The sequence below is a fragment of the Noviluteimonas gilva genome, from assembly GCF_009740395.1.
Classification (GTDB): domain Bacteria; phylum Pseudomonadota; class Gammaproteobacteria; order Xanthomonadales; family Xanthomonadaceae; genus Noviluteimonas; species Noviluteimonas gilva.
On sequence record NZ_WOXT01000001.1, the window covers coordinates 971,373 to 988,322 of the forward strand.

Annotated in this window: 10 protein-coding genes and 1 pseudogene; 6 read left to right on the top strand and 5 right to left on the bottom strand. The window is 67.9% G+C overall.

Going from position 1 to position 16,950, the window contains the following annotated elements:
• Nucleotides 1–22: 22 nt before the first annotated feature.
• The 3 genes and pseudogenes from mltB to GN331_RS04425 form a co-directional block, all read left to right on the top strand.
• Nucleotides 23–1,117 (top strand): annotated as a pseudogene (mltB, locus tag GN331_RS04415) (lytic murein transglycosylase B); the annotation flags it as partial.
• Nucleotides 1,118–1,188: 71 nt separating this feature from the next.
• On the top strand, nucleotides 1,189–2,454 hold the full coding sequence (locus GN331_RS04420) for a septal ring lytic transglycosylase RlpA family protein (protein ID WP_156640636.1): 1,266 nt from the start codon (nucleotides 1,189–1,191) through the stop codon (nucleotides 2,452–2,454).
• An 82-nt stretch (nucleotides 2,455–2,536) separates the two neighbouring features.
• A complete protein-coding gene (locus GN331_RS04425; RefSeq protein ID WP_156640637.1) occupies nucleotides 2,537–3,751 on the top strand; it encodes a D-alanyl-D-alanine carboxypeptidase family protein in 1,215 nt (404 codons plus the stop codon).
• Nucleotides 3,752–3,863: 112 nt separating this feature from the next.
• Here the strand turns inward: GN331_RS04425 and GN331_RS04430 are convergent, their stop codons facing one another.
• From GN331_RS04430 to GN331_RS04450, 5 genes are all read right to left on the bottom strand, one after another.
• Nucleotides 3,864–5,651, bottom strand: a complete 1,788-nt coding sequence (locus tag GN331_RS04430) for a DUF1565 domain-containing protein (RefSeq protein ID WP_156640638.1) — start codon at nucleotides 5,649–5,651, stop codon at nucleotides 3,864–3,866.
• Nucleotides 5,642–7,669, bottom strand: coding sequence for a hypothetical protein (locus tag GN331_RS04435; RefSeq protein WP_156640639.1), 2,028 nt, complete (start codon nucleotides 7,667–7,669; stop codon nucleotides 5,642–5,644). Before GN331_RS04435 ends, GN331_RS04430 begins: the two co-directional genes overlap by 10 nt.
• Before the next feature lie 133 nt (nucleotides 7,670–7,802).
• The gene (locus GN331_RS04440; protein ID WP_156640640.1) at nucleotides 7,803–9,623 is read right to left on the bottom strand and encodes a S8 family serine peptidase; all 1,821 of its coding nucleotides are present in this window, start codon (nucleotides 9,621–9,623) and stop codon (nucleotides 7,803–7,805) included.
• Between the two features lie 55 nt (nucleotides 9,624–9,678).
• Nucleotides 9,679–12,231, bottom strand: a complete 2,553-nt coding sequence (locus GN331_RS04445; protein ID WP_197426991.1) for a YadA-like family protein — start codon at nucleotides 12,229–12,231, stop codon at nucleotides 9,679–9,681.
• A gap of 84 nt (nucleotides 12,232–12,315) precedes the next feature.
• Nucleotides 12,316–14,724: a winged helix-turn-helix domain-containing protein gene (locus GN331_RS04450; protein WP_156640642.1), complete on the bottom strand. Its 2,409-nt coding sequence runs from the start codon at nucleotides 14,722–14,724 to the stop codon at nucleotides 12,316–12,318.
• 182 nt (nucleotides 14,725–14,906) lie between these two features.
• On the opposite strand from GN331_RS04450, the gene GN331_RS16690 reads away from it, so the two are divergent.
• The 3 genes from GN331_RS16690 to lipA are packed head-to-tail and all read left to right on the top strand — an operon-like array spanning nucleotide 14,907 to nucleotide 16,890.
• Entirely contained in the window at nucleotides 14,907–15,185 is a 279-nt protein-coding gene (locus tag GN331_RS16690) for a DUF493 family protein (RefSeq protein WP_231734332.1), read from the top strand.
• On the top strand, nucleotides 15,173–15,886 hold the full coding sequence (gene lipB, locus GN331_RS04460; RefSeq protein WP_425489263.1) for a lipoyl(octanoyl) transferase LipB: 714 nt from the start codon (nucleotides 15,173–15,175) through the stop codon (nucleotides 15,884–15,886). The genes GN331_RS16690 and lipB overlap by 13 nt, the downstream gene beginning before the upstream one ends.
• Nucleotides 15,883–16,890, top strand: coding sequence for a lipoyl synthase (gene lipA / locus GN331_RS04465; protein ID WP_156640645.1), 1,008 nt, complete (start codon nucleotides 15,883–15,885; stop codon nucleotides 16,888–16,890). The genes lipB and lipA overlap by 4 nt, the downstream gene beginning before the upstream one ends.
• Nucleotides 16,891–16,950 lie beyond the last annotated feature (60 nt).

Consider the following 16,950-nt stretch of genomic DNA (forward strand, 5'->3'; position numbering starts at 1 on the left):
GCACGCGCTAACCTCCGGCGCAATGACGTTCCGTGCCGCACTGCTCATTCCGCTGGCCGCGCTGTCCGCGTGCGCGACCCAGGCCCCGCCTTCGCCGCAAACCGCGCCGCCGCCCGCCGCCACGCAGGTCACGCCGGCCCCGACACCAACGCCCGTCGCCCCGATTCCGCCGCAGTTGCGCGACATCAGCGCCGCGCGCGCCGACTTCGTGCGCCTGACCGCGGCGAAGTACGACATCGACCCGGCGTACATCGAATCGGTGCTCGCCAAAGCGCAGACGCGCGACGGCATCATCGCCGCGATGTCGCGTCCCGCCGAAGCCAAGCCGTGGCGCGATTACCGCCCGATCTTCATCACGCAGGGGCGCATCGACGGCGGCAAGGCCTTCATGGCCAAGAACCGCGATGCGCTCGCGCGCGCCGAAGCCCGCTTCGGCGTGCCCGCGGAAATCATCACCGCGATCATCGGCGTGGAAACCAGCTACGGAGGCAACAAGGGCAGCTATCCGGTCATCGATGCGCTGTACACGCTGGCGTTCAACTATCCGCGCACCGGCGATCCGGCGAAGGTCGCGCGCGAGAACCAGCGCGAAGCCTTCTTCCGCGACGAGCTCGGCCAGTTCTTTGCCCTCGGCAAGGAAACGGGCATGGACATCACGCAGCTCAAGGGCAGCTATGCCGGCGCGATGGGCTGGGGCCAGTTCATGCCTTCCAGCTACCGCCAGTACGCGGTGGACGGCAACGACGACGGAAAGCGCGATTTGTTCGACAACATCGACGATGTCACCGAGTCGGTCGCCAATTACTTCTCGAAGAAGGGCGGCTGGAAACGTGGCGGCCCGGTGATGGCGCCTGCGTTGCGCGATCCGTCGGCCGCCGATTACAACGCCAAAGACATCGACGTGATGCAGCCCTTCGAGAGTTTCGCGCCGATGGGCTATCGCGCCAGCGTTCCGCTGGTCGCCGCCACGCCCGCGCAAATCATGCGCCTGGATGGCGCCGGCGGCACCGAATACTGGATGGTGTTCGACAACTTCCGCGCGATCACGAAATACAACACGTCGCGTTTGTATGCGACGGCGGTGTACCAGCTCGCCGAGTCGATCGCCGGCCGCGATGCGCAGGTGGCGCAGCAGACGCAGCAGGCCACGGTCCCGCTGCCGCCCGTCCAAGCCGAAGCCACGCCGCCATGAAGCGCGCGCTGCCGGCGTTGTGCCTGTTGCTCGCCGCATGCGGCGGCGCACCGACCACCAAAGCGCCGGCGCCTTCGCAGTCTTCGACCACCGTTTCGAAGGCGCCCACGACGACATCGGGCACGCGCCGCTCGCCTTACGCGGCCGCGCAGGAAGACCTGTCCAAGCGCGGCGATTACACCGCCGGCGGCCTGTACGCGCCGAACGTGAAGGACACCGCGCCGCCGCCGATCGACGACGTGCACCTGATCCCCGAACCCGACGTCGTCGCCGAACCGCGTTCGCGCTACGGCAATCGCGACTACGCGGTGCTGGGCAAGAAATACCACGTGCTCGACGATCCTTCGGGCTACGTCGAGAGCGGCACGGCTTCGTTCTACGGTCAGAAGTTCCACGGCCGCCGCACCTCGTCGCTCGAGGTGTACGACATGTACGCCTTCAGCGCCGCGCACAAGACGTTGCCGTTGCCGTCCTTCGCGCGCGTCACCAACCTGGCGAACGGCAAGTCGGTGATCGTGCGCGTGAACGATCGCGGGCCCTTCCACGACGGGCGCGTGATCGACCTGAGTTACGCCGCCGCGGTGAAGCTCGGTGTGTATCCCTCCGGCACCGCGCGCGTCGAAGTGCGCGCGCTCACCGTCAACGATCGCGGCCCCGACATGCGCGTGGCCGCGCCCGATCCCGTGCCGCCGCCGGTCGCGCCGAGCGCGATGGACCGCATGGTCGCCGCGTTGCCGATCGCAAGCGCGGAAGCGGGCGAACGCAAGCCGACGCCCGCGTACGCCGAACCCGAACCGAGTCCGCCCGGCCCCTGGCGCTTCGACATGCGGCAGGACGGCAAGGCGATGACGGCCGACGAATTCGACAAGTGGATGAAGGAGCGGCAGGTGCGCGTGGCGACCGGCAAGTCGGGAACGCCGAACAAGTCCGCACCCGTCGAACCGGTGAAGGCGCCCGCGCGCGTCGAAACAGCCGCTTCAAACGAGTCGCCGCCACCGCCCGCGCCGAAGCCTGCGCCTGCCGTGAAGGGCGACCGCGTCGTGCTGCAGATCGCCAGCTTCGCCGCGCGCGCCAATGCCGAGCGCGCGCTGGCCATGCTCGAAGGCGCCGGCATTCGCGATGCACGCCTGCTCGACGCCACCGCGGCGGGCCAGAAAGTGTGGCGCTTGCGCGTCGGCCCCGTGTCGGGCGAGCAGGTCGCGGAACTCAGCGCCACCGTCGCGGGTCTCGGTTTCGGCCGCCCAAACATCGTGCGCGATTAAATTCAGCGCACCGCCCGAAGCGGGCCCTTAGAATCCCCAGTCTTTCCCCCTTTCGCTCGCATTTCCGGAGCCCGCCGTCCTGATGAACGTTCGTCCCCTCGCCGCCCTTGCCCTCGCGGCCGTCACCACATCCATCATCGGCCTTGCGCTCGCGCAGGTGCCGGCTCCCGCAGCGAAGCCCGCCGCGCCCGCCGCGCTGAGCGATTCGCTGCCCGTGCCGCCGCCCCCGCAGATCCAGGGCAAGGCCTGGGTGCTGATGGACTTCGCGACCGGCCAGGTCATCGCGGGCGACAACGGCGAGATGCAGGTCGAACCGGCGAGCATCACCAAGGTGATGACCAGCTACGTCGTCGCCGCCGAAATGAAGTCCGGCAAGGTCAAGGGCACCGACCAGGTGATGATGAGCGAGCACGCGTGGCGCGAAGGCGGCGCGGGCACCGAAGGCAGCTACAGCGGCTTCGAAGTGAACAAGACCGCGCCGCTGGTCGAGATGGAAAAGGGCATGGTCGTGCAGTCGGGCAACGACGCGGCGATCGCGCTCGCCGAACACGTCGCCGGCAGCGAAGACGCGTTCGCCTCGCTGATGAACGCCTATGCCGCACGCATCGGCATGCAGCACTCGCACTTCGTCAATCCGCACGGCCTCTCGGCGCCGGGCCATGTCTCGACCTCGCGCGACCTCGCGACCCTCGGCCGCGCGCTGATCCGCGATTTCCCCGAAGCGTATTCGTACAACAAGATCAAGGAATACACGGTCGGCCCGATCACGCAGCGCAACCGCAACCTGTTGCTGTGGCGCGACCCGTCGGTCGACGGCATCAAGACCGGCCACCACAGCGGCGCCGGTTACTGCCTGATGGCCTCGGCCAAGCGCGGCGACCAGCGCCTGATTTCGGTGGTCATGGGTTCGACCAGCGAAAACCAGCGCGCGGTGGATTCGCAGGCGCTGCTCAACTGGGGCTTCCGCTTCTTCGAAACGCACCGCCTGTACGAAGCCAACAAGGCGATCTCGAAGCAGAAGGTGTGGAAGGGCGCGGCCGACGAAGTGCAGCTCGGCGTCGACGCGCCGATGCTGGTGAGCACGCCGCGCGGCAAGTACGCGCAGCTCAAGCCGAGCATGGAAATTCCGAAGACGCTCGTCGCGCCGATCGCGAAGGGTCAGAAGATCGGCAGCGTGAAGGTGACGCTCGACGGCAAGGTGATCGCGCAGCGTCCGCTGGTTGCGCTCAATGCGGTGGAAGAAGGTGGGTTCTTCAAGCGCATGTGGGATGAGCTGATGATGTGGTGGGATTCCTGAGGCCGCTCACGCGGCACTGCCGCGTGGCCTCAGGAATGCCCGCGCGAGCAGCGCGGGCCGGGAGGCGATGGAACGCGGCGACAGCGCATGCACGCGCCCTCGCCGCGTTTTGCTATCTGCCGTACGCGCCGTACAGATACCGCCCCGTGCCATCGGGCCGCGGAACGTCGTTGTAATCCACAGCCGGCGGCTGCAACACCACCGGCAACGCGATCGCCGGAACGAACTGCTGATCCATCCGATACGGATGCAGCGGGTTGTCCGGATCGGTGAGGCGGTAATCCTTGTTCGCCAGGGAGCGCAGCAGGTTCGAAATGCCTTCGCCACTCACCGAGTGGGTCAGCAGCGGGAAGCTCGCCGGATTGATGTCGATGATGTTGTAAGCACCGCGAATGCGGTTGTCCGCACCTGGCGATCCGCCCATCGACGCGATGTCGCCATCGACATCGGCATCGCGATTGCGCCAGAAGAGGTTGAAGTACACGTGCGCCGTGCTGTCCTGCACCGCGAGCCCGGCCCCGTCGTTGTCCGCGATCGTGTTGTTCAGGATCGTCACGAAGTTGCGGCCGTGGTTGCCGTTGGGTCCTGCGCACGTGTCGCCGCAATTGCCGTCGACGAGGATCGCGCCCGTGCCGAAGTTGCGCACCACGACGTTGTTGTAGACGTAGCCGACGGTGTACTGGTCGAGGAAGATCGCCGAGCCGGCCTTGGTCGTGCGATTGGCTTCGAACCAGTTGTTGCGCACGGTGAGCAACGCGACCGACGCGCTTCCGCCGCGATCGTGCTGGCCGATCAGGCCCGCGCCGACGCCGTAATGGTCGCCATCGGACACCGTGTCGTTGCCGAAGAACAGGTTGTGGTGCACATCGCCGTTCATGCCGATGGCCATGCCCGCGCCGTGCGGCAACGACTCCTCGTACAGACGGTTGTTGCGGATGATGTTGTGGTGCACCTTCGCGACCGCGCCGGTCATGCTGACGACCGTGCCGAACCCATCGTTGGCGCTGGTGGTTTGATCCAGCGTGCCGATGTTCTCGGTGCCGCCGCCGACGTTGATGCCGCCGCCGTGGTGGCCGCCGCCGTTCTCTTCGATCAGGTTGTTGGCGATTTCCACCACGACCGTCCGGCCGCCGCCGACATCCACGCCGCCGCAATCCGTGCGCGCCGTCGGCGTCGTGCAACCGTTGTGGTGCACGTGGTTGTTGCGCAGGGTGATGCGCTCGTTCGCATCCCACGCGGTCGCTTCGATGCCGCGATTGTTGCTGCCCGTGATCACGAACCCATCGATCGTCAGATCGATGGGCGCCTCCGCGTGCATGACGTGTTGGTTCGCGTTGGCGGCGGTGACGGTCGTGGGTGTGGCGAGCGCATTGCGCGCGGTGAATGTCGTGTTCAATCCACCGACGAGGATCTGCCGGCGCTGCATGCCGAGGTCGATGTTCTCGGAGTAAGCGCCGCTCGCAACGCAGATGACCGTGCGATTGCTGCCCGCGGCGACGACGGCTTGCGTGATCGTTCCGTAGGGATTGGCGCGCGTGCCGTTCCCCGTCGCGCCTGCGCGAACGAAAAGGCTGCCGTAGCCCGAAGGTCGCTGTGCATCGTTGATGCACCCGTAATCGAGATAGCCACTGCCGCCGATGCCCATCGTTGAAATCCGGATGGGGCGATGCGGGCCACCGGTCCTGACCGGATTCGGCCATAACGCGGCGAGGTTGGGAGCCGCCGTCGGTTCGACGGGCGTCGCGCGCGGCGCCGTCGCATTCGCGATGCGCGACGCCGCGACGCCTTTAGTCGCGACACGTGCGCTGTTGTTCGCGTTGCCACCCACGCCGCCACACGCTGCGAGGGTGCCCAACGCGCTCGTGTACAGCGCAATCCGCAACGCAGCCATCAGTTGCATTGGCTCGCCCCCAGCGTCGTGTGCGCGGTGCGTGCGCTGACCAACAACACGCCAGGCGTCCAACCACTGCCGTTGGCCTGCAATCGGATCTGATAGTTCGGACGCGCGGCGACGGGAATCTCCGGCGTCCACGCAACCGCCTGCGTGCAGATCGCGTTGCCGTTCACCGGCGCGGTCGTGCCCGGATTGAGCGGAAACGTTCCGGATGTCGTCAGGTTGGCGACACCGGTGACGTGGTGGTGGTCATGCGCGCCGGGATAACTGAACTCTTCGAGCGCGACTTCGTTGTCGCCGTAACCCGGCGTCGGATAGCCGGTCCACAAAGGTTGGTTCCAGTTGCTGGTGACGAAGTTGCGGCGCAACTCGATCTGCTCGCCCTTGTAGGTATTCCAGTGGAAAGGCTGTGCGTTCGAAAGCCCGTTACTGGCGCTCATCACCTGCACCGCATTGTTGACGGCGACGTAGCGACCCCAGAACTCTTCCGGCGTGCGACGACGAATCACGCCGTAGTCCTTCCCGTTGACGACCATGCGGAAGTCGACGTTGTTGGGGTCGAGCACGAGGTTGCCGTCATAGAAGTCCCACGAGCTCGCGTTGTCCAGGCAGCAGCTGAACAAGGTCGCAGCCCCTTGGCTGCTGTTCTTGTTCAAGCTCGTCACGACGGTGTTGAAGTAGAACCACAGCTTGCCGCGGCGGCCGTCGATCGGGCTGTTGTCCGAACCGAAGTGCACCATCGAGGCGCCCATCGTCTGCACGTGCACCTTCTGGTCGCGACGGAAGATGTTGCCGTACATGAAGCTGCCGAACTGGTACTTCGCCCAGTCGCGCTGCATCGTGATGCGCGCCGCCGGCGTGGCCGCGCTCGGATCCTGGTCGGCCAGCAGGTTGAAGAACCACGGGAACACCGAGGGACGGAAGTCCTCGATGTCGATCAGGTCGATCGAATGCGCGCCGTTCTCGAAATAGTTGTAGCGCACCAACTCACCGACCGTGCGCATCTTCAGGTCGTTGCCGTTGGAGGCTTCGTCGTTGTCGATGGTGCCGTTGTTGTCGATGTCCCAACGGATCGGATTGCCGAAGTAGTTGTACTGGACGACGAAGTTGACGCCCTGGATGTAGGCCTGGTGCACGTTGTAGTCGTCGACCAGGCCGTTGTCGTGGAAGTAGTTGCCTTCCAGCAGGAAGTTGCGCGTGAGGTAGTGGTCGCCGCCGTAATCCAGGCCGCGGCTGATGACGTAGACGCCGACCGGGCAGAACGAGAACTCGTTGTCGCGCAGCGTGACGTCCTGCGCGCGCGAGACGTACAGGCAGCCGGTGTGCGAGTTGTACAGGTGCGACTGGTTGTCCATGCCGATGTAGCTGGCTTCGTGGTCGTCGCCGGCGTAGGGCGGCGTCATCGTGGCGGTCAGGTTCAAGCCTTCGACCGCGATGTTCCTGATGCCGCTGTCGCGCGCGATGGCCACGATGCCGCGATTGACCGTCGAATACTCCTCGCCCGGCGTGCCGATCTCGTTCTGCAACGCGCTGCTGTTGCGCACGCGTGCGTTCAGGCCGGAGATCTTCGGGCGAGCGCCGTTGCCGTCGCGAATGCCGCACACCTTGACGTCGCTGGTGACGATGAAGATGCGTTCGTTGTACGGCGTCGACTTCGGGTGGATGCGCACCATCGTGTGCGGCGGCAAGGATTCCCAAGCCACCTGCGCCAGGTTGGTGAGCGGCGCGGACGGGCCGACGTCGATCACGTTGGCCGCGAAGTTGGCGTTGTCGGGATGGGCCGGATCGCAGTTCGCCGACGTGCGCGCTTCGCGCAGGTTCGGGAAGTCCTGGCCGGTGAAGCCGGTGTACTTGGCGATCGGTTGCGGGCCGCCGGTGCGGATGCGCGGGAACCCGTTGACGGGTGCCGGCGCCGGGCGTTTTTCCGCCACGACCTTCGGCGCGACGGCGTGATTGCTTCCGCCGCTACAGGCGGCGAGGAGTCCAAGCGTGGTGATGCACAGTGTTGTCTTCAGCCAGTTCACAACAGCCCCCTGTTGATGGATTGAATCGTGCGTCCTGCAAAGCAACGCCCGACGGAACGCGGTGCGTTCCGTCGGGCGCGCCGGTGTCCGCGCGCGCATCCGTGCGCAACGCAGCCACCACTCCCAGCGTGAATCAGTTGTGGCGCGCTTCCAGCGTCACCGCGGTGAAGGCCTTCGCTCCGACGACCTTCACGTAGTACAGGCCGCCGCGCGTCACCGGCACGCGGATGGTTTCGTTGTTGCCCGCGTGCACCGACGACAGGTCGTACGCGGTCGTCGTCGGCACCTGCGCGTAACGCACGAGCAACGTGACGTCGCCGGTGCCGCCGTAGGTCATGAAGCTCAGCGCGCTCGCACCGATCGGCACGTCGATCACGTACGACAGTTGCGCGTTCGCGGCGCCCGACAGGCCCTTGGCCGGCGTCTTGTTCACGAGCGGGCGCGCGGCGGTTTCGCAATCCGGGCCCTGGCAGGGCGGCAACACCGTCGCCACCGCAGCCTTCGCATCGAGGATGCCGGTGCCCATCGGTTGGTTGGTCGGAATCGTGACGGGGAAGCGGCGCGCGGTCGCCTTCAACATCGTTTCCATCTGCGCCGGCGTGAGCGGCGTGCTCGCCTTGCCCTGCACGAGCGCGGCGACCGCCGCGACGTGCGGCGCGGCCATCGACGTACCCGCCATGCCGCCGTACGCGGGACTGCCCAGTTCCGGCGCGGTCGCGCTGTCGTTGAGCGTCTGCCACACGTAACCGGCGGCGCCGCCGTCCTGGCCACCACCGCCGCCCGGCGCGGACAGGTCCACCTTCTTGCCGAAGTTGGAATAGAACGCCTTGCCGCCGGTGATGCGCGACGCGCCGACGGTGATGACGTTGTTGCAGCTGGCCGGCGAGAACTCCGATGCATTCGCGTTGCTGTTGCCGGCCGATACGACGACGGTCGTGCCGTTGGCCACGGCGGTGTCGATCGCGCTCTGCATCGACTCTTCGCACAGGAACTGGCCGCCAAGGCTCATGTTGATCACTTCGGCGGGATTCGCATTCGCCGGAACACCGGGCACCGTGCCGCCCGAGGCCCACACGATCGCGTCGGCGATGTCGGAGGTGTAACCGCCGCAACGACCGAGCACGCGCACCGGCAACACCTTCGCGCCGTGCGCGACGCCGGCCAGGCCGATGCCGTTGTTCGAGACTTCGGCCACCGTGCCCGCCGTGTGCGTGCCGTGGAAGCTGCTGTTGCTCATCTCGCACTGGGTGAAGTCGTCGTTCCAGTCGCCGTAGTCGTGCGCGCCGGGCACGCGTTCGTCGGTCGCGCGGCGCGAGATGAAGGCATCGGAAATGAAGTCGTAACCCTGCAACAGGTTCGGCGAGAGATCGGGGTGATCGGTGACGCCGGTGTCGAGCACCGCGACGACGACGCCCGTACCGGTCGCGCTGTCCCACGCCGCCGGCGCCTTGATGCCGCCGACGGAGTTGTAGAAGTGCCACTGATACTGCTGGCTGAGCGGATCGTTCGGCAGCATCGTCGGCGCGGCGATGCCGGTGTGGTACAGACGACGATCCGGCGTGACGGACGCGACGTTCGGATCCGACGCGAGTGCGGAGAGCAGCGATGCGGTCGCGGCCGAATCCAGCGAACGCGACAACGCGATCACGTCGGCGCCCGAGCCCATGCGGCGCACGTGGCGAACGGTGAGGCCGGGAATCGACGCGGCGATGCCCGAACGCACGACGGCGGCGCGCGCTGCATCGAGTGCAGCCGTGGTGCTCGAACGCTGCAACGTGCCCGTGCGATAGCGCACGATGAAACGACGCTGCGGGGCCTGCTGCGTGGGCGCGGGCTTGGCGTCCTGGACGCGCACGGCGACGCCGGCGGCGGTCGCGCGCATGCCGACGAAGGAAAGCGAAACGGCCGCGGCGAGCGCGCATGCGCCAAGGCACGTGGAAAGACGAAGGGTCATGTGAGTTCCAAAAAGATCGGGGCCGGTCCCTGGCCCCAGAGGGAAAGGGGAGGGATTACCAACCGAAGCCGACGCCGGCGCCGGCCGAGGCTTCGTCGTCGCTGAACGCGCCGCCGAGCGTGACCGTCATCTTTTCGCCGATCGCGCGCTGGTAACCGATCGACAGCGCCTGCGAGCTGCCGCTGAAACCGACGCCCACGCCGACGCGATTGGTCTGGTGCACGCCTGCCGCGCTCGTCGCCATGTTGAGCATCGCGGCGTTCATCGCGCCCATCTGGTCGATGCGTTCGTCGGTTTTGTCGAAGCGCTTGTTCACCTGGCTGCGCAGATCGTCGACGGCCTGCAACGGCGCGGCGACGAGATCGGCGAAGACCGCGTCGGTGTACGCACGCGACTCGTTGAGCGTGCGCGCGTCGCCTTCGTTCATCTGGCCGACGTTGGCCGCATCGGTATCGGCCGTGCCCGCCGCGACGTTGGTCACCTGGCGCTCGTGGCCCTGCGAACCGACGGAAACGGTGTTCGCGCGATCGGCGACCGAACCTTGGCCGAGCGCGACGGAATTCGTCGCCGCGGCGGTGACCGTTGCGCCTGCACCGATCGCCGTGCCACCGCTCGCCTGCACCGACGTGTTCTGACCGACGGCGACGGAGTTCGCCGACGTCGCTGCGGCATTGCTGCCGACCGCGACGCCACCGGTGCCGGTGGACTGCGCGTTCGAACCGATCGCGACGCCGCCGGTGCCCGTGCCCGCATTCGCATCGTCGGAACCCGGCAGGCCGCCGTCGACGTCGACATGGCTGTCGTCGCCGCCGGTGCCGCCGGGCGCCGCGTTTTCGAGATCCGTCACGCGATCGTCGAGCGCGGTGAGCTGCGCGAGGTAGGTCTGGCCAAACGCGTACAGCTGCGCGCCGTTGATCGCATCCAGGCTGGTCGCGCTGATCATGCCGGCGCGCACGTTGGTCAGCGTCGTGCCGCCGAAGCCGCCGAAGCTCACGCGATCGGCGGTCATCGAGTCGTACGTCACCGCGTGCAGCGTGCTGCCGTCGGTGTCGACCAGGCCCGCCGCGCGCAACTGGCGCACGTTCACCGCGTCGAAATCTTCCGTGCCGTCGGCGACGTGCGTGAGCTGGCGTTCGAAGCCGTCGCTGCCGATCGACACCGAGTTCGCACGATCGGCGACCGAGTTCGAACCCAGCGCGACCGCGTTGTCGGCCGACGCGCTGGCGTGCGCACCGAGCGCGACGCTCGCCGCGCCGCTGGCATCGCTGCCGAAGCCCATCGCGGCGCTTTCGTCGCCGATCGCGGCGGCGTTGTAACCGTTCGCCGTCGCGTATTCGCCGCGCGCCATCGCGCCATTGCCGACGGCCGTCGAAGCGGTGCCGAGCGCGTTGCTGTAGTTGCCCACGGCGGTCGACTGATCGGACTCGGCCATCGACATCGCGCCGACCGCGAGGCTGTCCAAACCGATCGCCTGGCTCAGCGTGCCCATCGCGGTGGCCTGGTCGGCCATCGCCTGCGCGCCGGCGCCGACCGCGGTTGCGCCCTGGCCATCGGCGAAGGAACGCACGAGATCGCCGTCCCACACGCTGCCGTCGTCGGACGCGCCGACGAAATACGCGCCGCCGAGCACGGTGCTGTTCGCGCTGAGCGCGACCGCGCCGACGCCGACCGCCGTCGACGCGAAGCCGTCGGCTTCGGCGAAGGAACCGATCGCGTTGGCGTAGTCGTACTGCGCGTACGCGCCGGTGCCGATCGCGCTGCTCCAGAAGCCTTCGGCCTGGGTGAACGAACCGATCGCCGTCGCGCTTTCGCCCGCGGCGTAGCTGCCCACGCCGATCGCGGTGGACGCCATGCCGTACGCGTACGAGGCCAGGCCCATCGCGGTGGCCTGCTCGCCGCGCGCGACGGCCGCTTCGCCGACCGCGACCGCGTCGTCGCCATCGGCGACCGCGCCGGTGCCGAGCGCCGTGCTGAAGTTGCCGGACGCCACCGAACCAGTGCCGACCGCAACGGACAGCGCGCCGGTCGCCTGCGTGTTGTGCCAGCCGGCGATCCAGTTGGTCGCGCCGCCGATGGCGACCGCGCCGTTGCCCGAGGCGATCGACATCGTGCCGATCGCGATGTCCTGCGAGGTCAGCGCCTGCGCGCTGTAACCCAGCGCGACGGTCCATTCGCCGGTGGCCATCGCGCCCCAGCCGAAGCCGATGGACTGGTTGCCCAGCGCCTTGGTGTACGGGCCGGCGGCGACCGAACCCCAACCCGCTTCGGTCGCGTCGTTGTCGGCCGAACCGTTGGAGGAGAAGTAATCCAGGCCGTCGTTGTCCGGCACCGGCGGCGGGCCTTCCTCGCCCGGCGCCGGCTTCAGTGCGACGACCGGCTGCGCGCCGGTCGCCAGCATGGCGTTGGGCGTGGCGACCACGGGCGCACGCGTGCATTCCAACACTGCGCGATAAAGGCCATTGGCGTCGGGTTCTGCGGACTCGACGACGCGACAATCGTCGCGCGTGGAGGTGGGTTCGACGTCCTGTCGGGCGGCCTGCTGCGCGAGCGCGGCGGGCGGCGTGGCGATCATCAACAGCAGTGCGGCATACAACTTCGTGCGTGGCATCGGGCGTCTCGCGACAGGGGTGGGTGAGCCCCCGACGCTGGCACGCACCCCGGCGCGCGCCATTCCAAACGCATGACGATCGCTTTACAGGCGCGTTACCACGGGCCTTTCGCCGGCCAGGCGGCGCGCGACGGCGAGTGCGGCCTGCTGTTGGCCGGCCTGTTGCAGGTGCGTGTAGAGGGCGACCTGCAACAACGCGAGTTCGAAATCGCGATCGGCCCAGGGCGCGACGCGACCGACGAGCGCCGTCGCCTCGTCCAGTCGTCCCTGCGAAAGCAGCCAACGCGCGCGTGCGGCGACCGCGTTGGCGATCATCCCGGGCACGCCGCTCGCCTCGGCGATGTCGATGGCGGATTTGTACGCGGCATCGGCGGCGCGTTCGTCGCCTCCCCGACGGTGGCGTACGGCGACGGCGAGTTGTTTGGTCAGCGGATCGTTGTCGGCGGCCGAGTCGTTCGGCGGTGTCGGCAAGTCCGCATCGAGCGCCGCTTCCTGCACGCGCCAGGCGACCCACGCGCGCAAGCGGCCGTTGCGTTCGGCCGGCCAGTCGCGCAATGCCTGCGTGCCGATCCGCGCGGCCGTCGCCAGCTCGCCGCGTTGGCGCGCCAGTTCCATCTCCAGGTATTCGTGGCGATGGAAATCGCCGTGCGAGGCGGCGCGCGACTGCGGCAGGCGCAGCAACTTGTCCGCTTCCTGCAGGCGGCCGATGGCGATCAGGGTTTCGGCGCGGCCGAGCAACGCATCGGCGACATGCGCCGGATCGCGAAGGCGATCGCGCACGGCCCACGCGCGGTCGCTCACGGCCAGCGCCTGGTCGGGTTGCAGCAGCAGCAAATGCATCGCGACGAGCATGTTGCGCACGCCGGACAACTCCACCGTCGCATCGAGCGCCTTGAAGTCGCGCTCGGCTTTTTCGAAGGATTGCGCGGCCTGCTGCGGATGGTCGCGTTGCATTTCGAGCACGCCGAGATTGCCGTCGACCTTCGCGACCGACAGCCGATCGCCCGCGCGCAGCAGTTGCACGCGCGCGCTGCCGAGGTCGGCGAGCGCGTCGTCGAAGCGGCCCTGCGCCATGCGCGCGGTGCCGCGTCCGATCAGTGCGCGGCCTAGCTCACTTGCGTTGGGCGTCGGTGCGAACGCGGCGATCGCGCGATCGAAACTGCGTTCGGCTTCGGCGTAGCGATCCAGGCGCATCAACAAGCGACCTTGCAAGGCTTCCAGTTGCGCGCGCAGCGTGGCGTCGGCCTGCACGTCGGGCAGTTGCAGCAGGCGCGTGGTTTTCTCGAGGCCGTCCACGTGCCGGCCATCGGCGAAATCGACCTGCGCGAGGCGGTATTGCAGTTGCGGCGTCAGGCGTTGCGCGAGCGGCGCGTCGAGCAGCAGGCGGCGTGCGGTTTCGGGATCGTTCGCGAGCAAGGCCGATTGCGCGCGCTGCAGGCGTTCGTCGAAATCCCGCGCGCCAAGCGCTCGCGTGCCCTGCGCGCTGTCGGGCGAGCCGCCGCCGATCGCGGCGAGCAACAGATCGGTCGCCTGCCGCGTCGCGCCGACGAGATCGGTGGCCGTCGCGCGGCCGGCAATGGTGTGTCCGTTCGCATCGCGCGCCGTCAGCGACACATCCCAACGCTGCCGCACGTTGCGCGCACGCGATTCGACGATCCACGCCGCCGGCGAATCCTGCCGCATGCGCTGCGCATCCATTGTCGGGCCGTGCGCGCGCAACAGGGCGAGCGTCGCTTCGCTCGACCACACGGGTTGATTCGCGCGGCGCAAGCGATCGACGACGAAATCCATCATGCCCAGGCGCGCCCACGCGGCGGTGTCGTCGCCTTCCACCTGCATCGGCAAGATGATGATGGCGTCGCGCGATTGGGTGGCGACGGCGTTGGCCTTCGACCACGGCAGATGCGGCCATGCGACATACGTGGCGATCGAGAACAAAGCGATGAATGCGAGTGCGAGCGGGAGCCAGCGGCGTGGTTTTGGCGGGACGACGACGGCAGCGTGTTCGGGCGCGCGATCATCGTTCGCTGCACGATGCGGCGGTGGTTCTTCGGTGCGTGGTTCGACGATGGGAGGCGCGACGACAGCAGACGCAACGATGGCCGGCGCAACAACCACGGGTTCGACGACGGCCGGCTCCGCAACAACCTCTTCGCCGAGCACCTCGACGTCCATCGCCCAACGGAACCCGAAGCGCGGCACGGTGCGAATCGCACGCTGCTCCTGCCCGTCATCGCCGACCGCGCGCCGCGCGCGCAACACAACCTGCGCCAGCTGCGCATCGGAGACATCGGGCCGGCCGAAGACCGCGCGCACCAGTTCATCGCGGCCGACGGCGCGGTCGCGATGTTCGATCAGGGTCTGCAGGCATTCGAAAACGCGCGCAGGAAGCGGCTGCGGCACGCCGTCCAGGCGGAGCTCGCGTCGCGCGAGGTCGAGCACGCGCGCACCGAAACGGTAGCGGGCGGAAGTCGGCTCGGGGCGGTGTCGCATGCGGTCGAAGGCCAGCGGGAGCCGCCGCGCCGGGAACCACGTCCAGTGGAACGCGAGGCGGGGGCCGTGCAAAGGAGCGCCCGATCCTAGGGGCTGCGTGCTGCGAACGCCCGCGAAATAATTAAATGGAGCGTCGTACTGTCGGGGTTGGGTTCGCCGGATCACGGTCCCATAATCCGGCGATGGAGATCAAGTCCGACAACCCCGAGCACGGCTTCCAGTTTCCCGGCACCTTCGAGCTCTCCGCCATGGGCTCGGCCGACAAGGACCTGCAGGCCGAACTCCCGCGGCTGCTGATGGACGCGGGCATCGACGTGGTGAGCGAATCGGTCAGCTGGAAGCACTCTTCCAACGGCAAGTACGTCTCGGTGCGCATCGCCTTCAAAGCCGACTCACGCGAGCAGTACGACGCCGCGCACGCGGCCCTGCGCGCGCATCCCGAGGTGAAGTGGACGCTGTGAGCGTCGCCGCCGCGCCGGATGTGGCCGTTGCGCGCGCGATCGCCGCGCCCCCGGCGCACGTGCGCGACCTCGGCCGCATGGCCTACGAACCGGTTTGGCGCGCGATGCAGGCCTTCACCGATGCGCGCACCGAACAAACGCCCGACGAAATCTGGCTGGTCGAGCACGATCCGGTGTTCACGCTGGGCCAGGCCGGCAAGCCTGAACACGTGCTGATGCCGGGAGATATCCCCGTGATCCACGTCGATCGCGGCGGGCAGGTCACGTACCACGGCCCGGGCCAGATCGTCGCCTACCCCTTGCTCGACCTCAAACGGCTGAAGGTGGGCGTGCGCGAGTACGTCCACCGCATCGAACAGGCCGTCATCGACACCCTGGGCGACTGGAACATCGTGGCGCAGCGCCGCGACGGCGCGCCCGGTGTCTATGTGAACGATGCGAAGGTCGCCGCCCTGGGCATCCGCGTGCGCCGCGGCTGCACCTTCCACGGCCTCGCATTCAACATCGCGATGGACCTGGAGCCCTTCCGCCGGATCAATCCGTGCGGTTATGCGGGCCTGCAGGTGGTCGCGATGGACGACCTGGGCGGCCCGAACGACCTCGACGCCGTCAAACCCAAGCTGCTGGAGCACCTCGCCGTACAATTCGGCCTGCGGCTCCAGCCCGCGCCCCCCGAATTGTTCGCGACACCTTCCCCATGAGCGAAACCGAGTCCAAGGCCATCCCGCTGACCATCGTCGGCGATGCCGCACCGTCGCTCGTGCCGGGCGCGAAGCAAATCGCGGGCGACAAGATCGCGCGCTCGCCGGTGCAGTTCGCCGACACGCCGGTGTTGCGCAAGCCGTCCTGGATCCGCGTGCGCATCCCGTCGGGCAACTCGGTGGCCAACCTCAAGGCCAAGCTGCGCGAGAACCGCCTGGTCACGGTGTGCGAGGAAGCCAGCTGCCCGAACATCCACGAGTGCTTCAGCCACGGCACCGCGACTTTCATGATCCTCGGCGAGGTGTGCACGCGCCGCTGCTCGTTCTGCGACGTCGCCCACGGCCGCCCGAAACCGCCGGATGCCGGCGAGCCCCTGCACCTGGCGACGACCATCGCCGACATGGGCCTGAAGTACGTCGTGATCACCTCCGTCGACCGCGACGACCTGCGCGACGGTGGTGCCCAGCACTTCGTCGACTGCATCAGCGCGGTGCGCCACCACAGCCCGCGCACGAAGATCGAGATCCTCACGCCCGACTTCCGCGGCAAGGGCCGCATGGACCGCGCGCTGGAAATCCTCGCGAACAACCCGCCGGATGTGTTCAACCATAATGTCGAGACGGTGCCGGATCTTTATTCGAACGTCCGCCCCGGCGCCGACTACACCTGGTCGCTGACGCTGCTGAAGAAGTTCAAGGCGCAGCATCCCGACGTCGCCACCAAGTCCGGGATCATGCTCGGGCTGGGCGAGACGATGGAGCAGGTGCAGGCGACGCTGCGCAACCTGCGCGCGCACGACGTCGACATGATCACCATCGGCCAGTACCTCCAGCCCAGCCCGCACCACCATCCGGTGCTGCGTTACTGGACGCCCGACGAGTTCAAGGCGCTCGAGGTGTACGGCATGTCGCTCGGCTTCACCCACGTGGCCTCGGGGCCGTTGGTGCGCTCGTCGTACCACGCCGACCGGCAGGCGATAGACGCGGGCTTCGTCGCGGCGTAAAGGCCCGGTTCGGATTCGTCTTCGGATTCCGTTAAAGCGGCGCGAAAGCGGGTGTGCGGA